Raw genomic sequence first — 5,354 nt, forward strand, 5'->3', positions numbered from 1 at the left:
CGCCCACCCCGACCCGCCGCTCACCGCAGCCGTCTTCCGCCACCCGCGCCCGCGGCCGCACGGCTCGTGCAGGAACGTTTCTTCAGGAGCGATCCGCTCCCGTGGGTCAGCCGCCGGATCCGCCCGCAGGACCGGTCATGGAGGACGCGGGGATCAGCCGGTGGCGTGCCCGGCCCATGAGTTCCTCACGTTCGTCCTCCGTCAGACCGCCCCAGACCCCGTAGGGCTCGCGGACGGCCAGTGCATGCGCCGCGCACTCGGCCCGTACCGGGCAGCGCATACAGACCTCCTTCGCCGATGTCTCACGCGCGCTGCGGGCCGCTCCGCGCTCGCCCTCCGGGTGGAAGAAGAGGGAGCTGTCCACGCCACGACAGGCGGCCAGCAGCTGCCAGTCCCACAGGTCGGCGTTCGGGCCCGGGAGGCGGGAGAAATCTGCCATTGCGTGTCCCCTCGAAGCGATGCTGATGCGGGCTCGGTGCTCACGACGGTACATCTACTGTCGAAGTAGATGTAAATATGACTCATTGCGAATCTAGTCATAGTCCCCTCCAAAATGGAAGAAAGAGAGCCAAATAGGGCATAGGGTGCACGCGCGGATGCCGGTCGCCCGTTGAGTCGTCTGCGTATCCGGCTCCTCACGGAGCGTGCTGAACTCGGTCGCGGAAGCCGTAACTCTTTCGAGTGACCGTCGTTGAGTGTGCGGAGGCGATTGGCAGAGGTAGCCGTAGGGCAGGTGTCCGAGGCCGTCAATCGCAACAGGTGACGATACGTACCAGCCTGGAGGCTCAAGGTGACGCGCATCAGCTGCGGAGGGCGGTCATGACATCCGTCCTCGTCTGCGACGACTCCCCGCTTGCCCGAGAGGCGCTCCGTCGGGCGGTTGCGACCGTGCCCGGCGTCGAGCGTGTGACGACCGCGGCCAACGGCGAGGAAGTCCTCCGCCGCTGGGGCGCCGATCGCTCGGACCTTATTTTGATGGACGTACGGATGCCCGGTCTCGGCGGTGTCGAGACCGTGCGCCGGCTGCTGTCCGCCGATCCCGGCGCCCGGATCATCATGCTCACGGTGGCCGAGGATCTGGACGGGGTCGCGCTCGCGGTCGCCGCCGGTGCCCGCGGCTATCTGCACAAGGACGCCTCGCGCGCCGAACTGCGGGCGACGGTGACCCAGGCGCTGGCCGACCCGACGTGGCGGCTCGCCCCACGGCGGCTGCGGTCCGCCGAGATGGGTGCCGCACCCACGCTCACCGCGCGGGAGATCCAGGTGCTGGAGGGCATGAGTCACGGCCGCTCGAACGCCGAGATCGGCCGGGAGCTGTTCCTGTCGGAGGACACGGTCAAGACCCACGCCCGGCGCCTCTTCAAGAAGCTCGGCGCCTCGGACCGCGCGCATGCGGTGGCCCTGGGCTTCCGTTGGGGACTCGTCCGCTAAGGCATTGTGACGTGCAGCGATGCGGGGGAGTGAGGATCCCCGCCCGCCCTGTGGCGGGCGGGGTGGCAGGGTGCCCCGCACGCCGCCGCGTCCGCCGGCGGTCCGATTCGCCGCGCGGTGCCGCATCCTTGAGGTATGGAGTTCCTCGGGGACGGGTCGGTCGGGCACGAGGGGAGGGCGCACGACATGACAGCCGGCGCACCTGCCGCTCATAACGCTTCAGCGCACAAGTACGGACCTGATGCCGCGGATCGTGCGGCGCCAAGGCACCATGGTCCGATGCGCGAGGACGGGAAGCAGGAAATCGGCGATCTCGTCGCTCGCGCAGTCGAGGGTGACCAGCGGGCCACCCACGATCTGCTGGCCCATGTGCATCCCCTGGCTCTGCGGTACTGCCGTACCCGGCTGTCGAGGCTGCCGGGTGATGCCCGGCACTTCGTCGAGGATCTGGCACAGGAAGTGTGTGTCGCGGTGCTCTGTGCGCTGCCGCGCTACCGCGACACCGGCAAGCCCTTCGAGGCGTTCGTCTTCGCCATCGCCGGCCACAAGGTCGCCGATCTGCAGCGGGCGGCGATGCGGCATCCGGGCAGCACGGCCGTGCCGTCCGACGAGATGCCCGAGCAGCCGGACGACTCCCTCGGCCCGGAGGAGCGGGCGCTGCTGAGCAGCGACGCGGAGTGGGCCAAGAAGCTGCTGGCGAACCTTCCGGAGAACCAGCGCGAGCTGGTCCTGCTGCGGGTCGCCGTCGGGCTGACCGCCGAGGAGACCGGGCAGATGCTGGGGATGTCGCCCGGCGCCGTACGGGTCGCCCAACACCGGGCGCTGAGCAGGCTGCGGGCGCTCGCCGAGCAGTAGCAGATTCCCGGCCTCAAGGGCGGAATTCCGCCGTAGAAATACACAAGTGACGAGGCCCTCACCGCTCGTGGATTGGGACACTTCCTTAGGCCGTTAGCATGGGAGTCCGCGCTGAGGCAAGAGCATTGGGGAAGGTGTCATGAGTGACAACGTCGACGGTATGCCCGCCAAATTCGCCATGCTCGGGCTGACATACGACGACGTGCTGCTGCTGCCCGGTGCGTCGGAGGTGCTGCCGAACGCGGTGAGCACCGCGTCCCGGGTCTCGCGCAATGTCACGGTGAACATCCCGCTGCTGTCGGCGGCGATGGACAAGGTGACCGAGGCGCGGATGGCCATCGCCATGGCGCGGCAGGGCGGCGCGGGCGTACTGCACCGCAATCTGTCCATCGAGGACCAGGCCAACCAGGTCGACCTGGTCAAGCGCTCCGAGTCCGGCATGGTCACCGACCCGATCACGGTCCGCCCGGACGCCGCGCTCGCCGAGGCCGATGCGCTGTGCGCCAAGTTCCGGATCAGCGGGGTGCCGGTCACCGACGCCGCGGGCAAGCTGCTGGGCATCGTGACCAACCGCGACATGGCCTTCGAGATGGACCGCAGCCGTCAGGTCCGCGAGGTCATGACGCCGATGCCGCTGGTCACCGGCAAGGTCGGCATCTCCGGCGAGGACGCCATCGAGCTGCTGCGCCGCCACAAGATCGAGAAGCTCCCGCTGGTCGACGACGCGGGCGTGCTCAAGGGCCTGATCACGGTCAAGGACTTCGTCAAGGCCGAGAAGTACCCGAACGCCGCCAAGGATGCCGAGGGCCGGCTGGTCGTCGGTGCCGCGGTGGGCGTCGGCGGCGAAGCGTACGAGCGGGCGCAGGCGCTGGTCGAGGCCGGTGCCGACTTCCTGGTGATCGACAGCGCGCACGGCCACAGCCGCGGCATCCTCGACATGATCGCCAAGGTCAAGTCCAACATCAACGTCGATGTCGTCGGCGGCAACGTCGCCACCCGCGACGGCGCGCAGGCGCTCATCGACGCGGGCGCCGACGGCATCAAGGTCGGTGTCGGCCCCGGCTCCATCTGCACCACCCGTGTCGTCGCCGGTGTCGGTGTCCCGCAGGTCACCGCGATCTACGAGGCGGCGCAGGCCGCGCACGCCGCGGGTGTGCCGCTGATCGGTGACGGTGGTCTGCAGTTCTCCGGCGACATCGCCAAGGCCATCGCGGCCGGTGCGGACACGGTCATGCTGGGCTCGCTGCTGGCCGGCTGCGAGGAGTCGCCGGGCGAGATGGTCTTCATCAACGGCAAGCAGTTCAAGTCGTACCGCGGCATGGGCTCGCTGGGCGCGATGCAGTCCCGCGGCCAGGGCCGCTCCTTCTCCAAGGACCGCTACTTCCAGGACAACGTGCTGTCCGAGGACAAGCTGGTCCCCGAGGGCATCGAGGGCCAGGTGCCCTACCGCGGCCCGCTCGCCTCGGTCGCCCACCAGCTCGTCGGCGGCCTGCGGGCCTCCATGGGCTACGTCGGCTCCGCCGACATCCCCGAGCTCAAGGAGAAGGGCCACTTCGTGCGCATCACCTCCGCGGGTCTCAAGGAGAGCCACCCGCACGACATCCAGATGACCACCGAGGCTCCGAACTACACTCGGCGCTGACCTGCGCGTACGGCACCGCCCGCACGCGTGCACAAGCCCGTGGCCGCTCCCCGGCCGCGGGCTTCGGTGTGTCGGGGATACTGGTACGGCAGACGTAGAGGGAAAGGCCACACACGTGACTGAGATCGAGATCGGGCGCGGCAAGCGCGGCCGCCGGGCATACGCATTCGACGACATCGCCGTCGTACCGAGTCGCCGCACCCGCGACCCGAAGGAGGTCTCGATCGCCTGGCAGATCGACGCCTACCGTTTCGAGCTGCCCTTCCTGGCCGCTCCCATGGACTCCGTGGTCTCGCCGCAGACCGCGATCCGCATCGGTGAGCTGGGCGGCCTGGGCGTCCTCAACCTCGAAGGCCTCTGGACCCGGTACGAGGACCCGGAGCCGCTGCTCGCCGAGATCGCGGAGCTGGACGGCGCCACGGCCACCAAGCGGCTCCAGGAGATCTACGCCGCGCCGATCAAGGAAGAGCTGATCGGGCAGCGCATCAAGGAGGTGCGGGACGCGGGCGTCGTCACCGCCGCCGCGCTCTCCCCGCAGCGCACGGCGCAGTTCTCCAAGGCCGTCGTGGACGCCGGCGTCGACATCTTCGTCATCCGCGGCACGACCGTCTCCGCCGAGCACGTCTCCTCCGCGGCCGAGCCGCTGAACCTCAAGCAGTTCATCTACGAGCTGGACGTCCCGGTCATCGTCGGCGGCTGCGCCACCTACACCGCGGCGCTGCACCTGATGCGGACCGGCGCGGCCGGTGTACTGGTCGGCTTCGGCGGCGGCGCCGCGCACACCACCCGTAACGTCCTGGGCATCCAGGTCCCGATGGCGACCGCGGTCGCCGATGTCGCGGCCGCCCGCCGCGACTACATGGACGAGTCCGGGGGTCGCTACGTCCACGTCATCGCCGACGGCGGTGTGGGCTGGTCCGGCGACCTCCCCAAGGCGATCGCCTGCGGTGCCGACGCCGTGATGATGGGCTCCCCGCTGGCCCGCGCCACCGACGCGCCCGGCCGCGGCCACCACTGGGGCATGGAAGCGGTGCACGAGGACGTGCCGCGCGGCAAGCGGATGGACCTCGGTGCGGTCGGCACGACGGAGGAGGTGCTGTTGGGGCCGTCCACGGTTCCCGATGGCTCGATGAACTTCTTCGGCGCGTTGCGCAGGGCGATGGCGACCACTGGATATTCGGAACTCAAGGAATTCCAGCGCGTTGAGGTGACGGTCGCCCCGCGGCGTTAGCCGTACGTTGCCGGGTTTCCCGCCGTGTTTGTTCCGTGGGTTTTTCCCCGCCTTCGGCGGGAGCGGAAGTGGTTGTGGGGTGGGGCCCCCGTAGGTGGTGGGTGGCGGGGGCAGGGGCTCCGGGGTGTGTTGTCGGACTGCTTCGCTTTACGTCCGACAACACACCCCTCCGCCCCTGCCCCCTCCCGTAGCGAT

General features: G+C 69.4%; 5 protein-coding genes. 4 read left to right on the forward strand and 1 reads right to left on the reverse strand.

Features of this window, described 5'->3' with window-relative positions; translation table 11 throughout:
• Nucleotides 1-106 precede the first annotated feature (106 nt).
• A complete protein-coding gene (locus tag EST92_RS30895; RefSeq protein ID WP_129283972.1) occupies nt 107-439 on the reverse strand; it encodes a WhiB family transcriptional regulator in 333 nt (110 codons plus the stop codon).
• Between the two features lie 380 nt (nt 440-819).
• On the opposite strand from EST92_RS30895, the gene EST92_RS30900 reads away from it, so the two are divergent.
• The 4 genes from EST92_RS30900 to EST92_RS30915 all read left to right on the forward strand — a co-directional run bounded on the left by EST92_RS30900 (nt 820) and on the right by EST92_RS30915 (nt 5,159).
• Nucleotides 820-1,431: a response regulator transcription factor gene (locus EST92_RS30900; protein ID WP_003948568.1), complete on the forward strand. Its 612-nt coding sequence runs from the start codon at nt 820-822 to the stop codon at nt 1,429-1,431.
• A gap of 279 nt (nt 1,432-1,710) precedes the next feature.
• Nucleotides 1,711-2,286 (forward strand): sigma-70 family RNA polymerase sigma factor, encoded by a 576-nt coding sequence (locus EST92_RS30905; protein WP_040899000.1) that lies wholly within the window; start codon nt 1,711-1,713, stop codon nt 2,284-2,286.
• Between the two features lie 139 nt (nt 2,287-2,425).
• Nucleotides 2,426-3,928: an IMP dehydrogenase gene (guaB, locus tag EST92_RS30910; protein WP_129283973.1), complete on the forward strand. Its 1,503-nt coding sequence runs from the start codon at nt 2,426-2,428 to the stop codon at nt 3,926-3,928.
• Nucleotides 3,929-4,043: 115 nt separating this feature from the next.
• Nucleotides 4,044-5,159, forward strand: a complete 1,116-nt coding sequence (locus EST92_RS30915; RefSeq protein WP_096213564.1) for a GuaB3 family IMP dehydrogenase-related protein — start codon at nt 4,044-4,046, stop codon at nt 5,157-5,159.
• Nucleotides 5,160-5,354 lie beyond the last annotated feature (195 nt).

It is taken from the genome of Streptomyces sp. TM32, assembly GCF_004122755.1.
GTDB classification, from domain to species: Bacteria; Actinomycetota; Actinomycetes; order Streptomycetales; family Streptomycetaceae; genus Streptomyces; species Streptomyces sioyaensis.

Coding starts and splice junctions, on each gene's coding strand:
- EST92_RS30900 (WP_003948568.1), top strand. CDS start 820: ATGACATCCGTCCTCGTCTGCGACGACTCCCCGCTTGCCCGAGAGGCG.
- EST92_RS30895 (WP_129283972.1), bottom strand. CDS start 439: ATGGCAGATTTCTCCCGCCTCCCGGGCCCGAACGCCGACCTGTGGGAC.
- guaB (WP_129283973.1), top strand. CDS start 2,426: ATGAGTGACAACGTCGACGGTATGCCCGCCAAATTCGCCATGCTCGGG.
- EST92_RS30905 (WP_040899000.1), top strand. CDS start 1,711: ATGCGCGAGGACGGGAAGCAGGAAATCGGCGATCTCGTCGCTCGCGCA.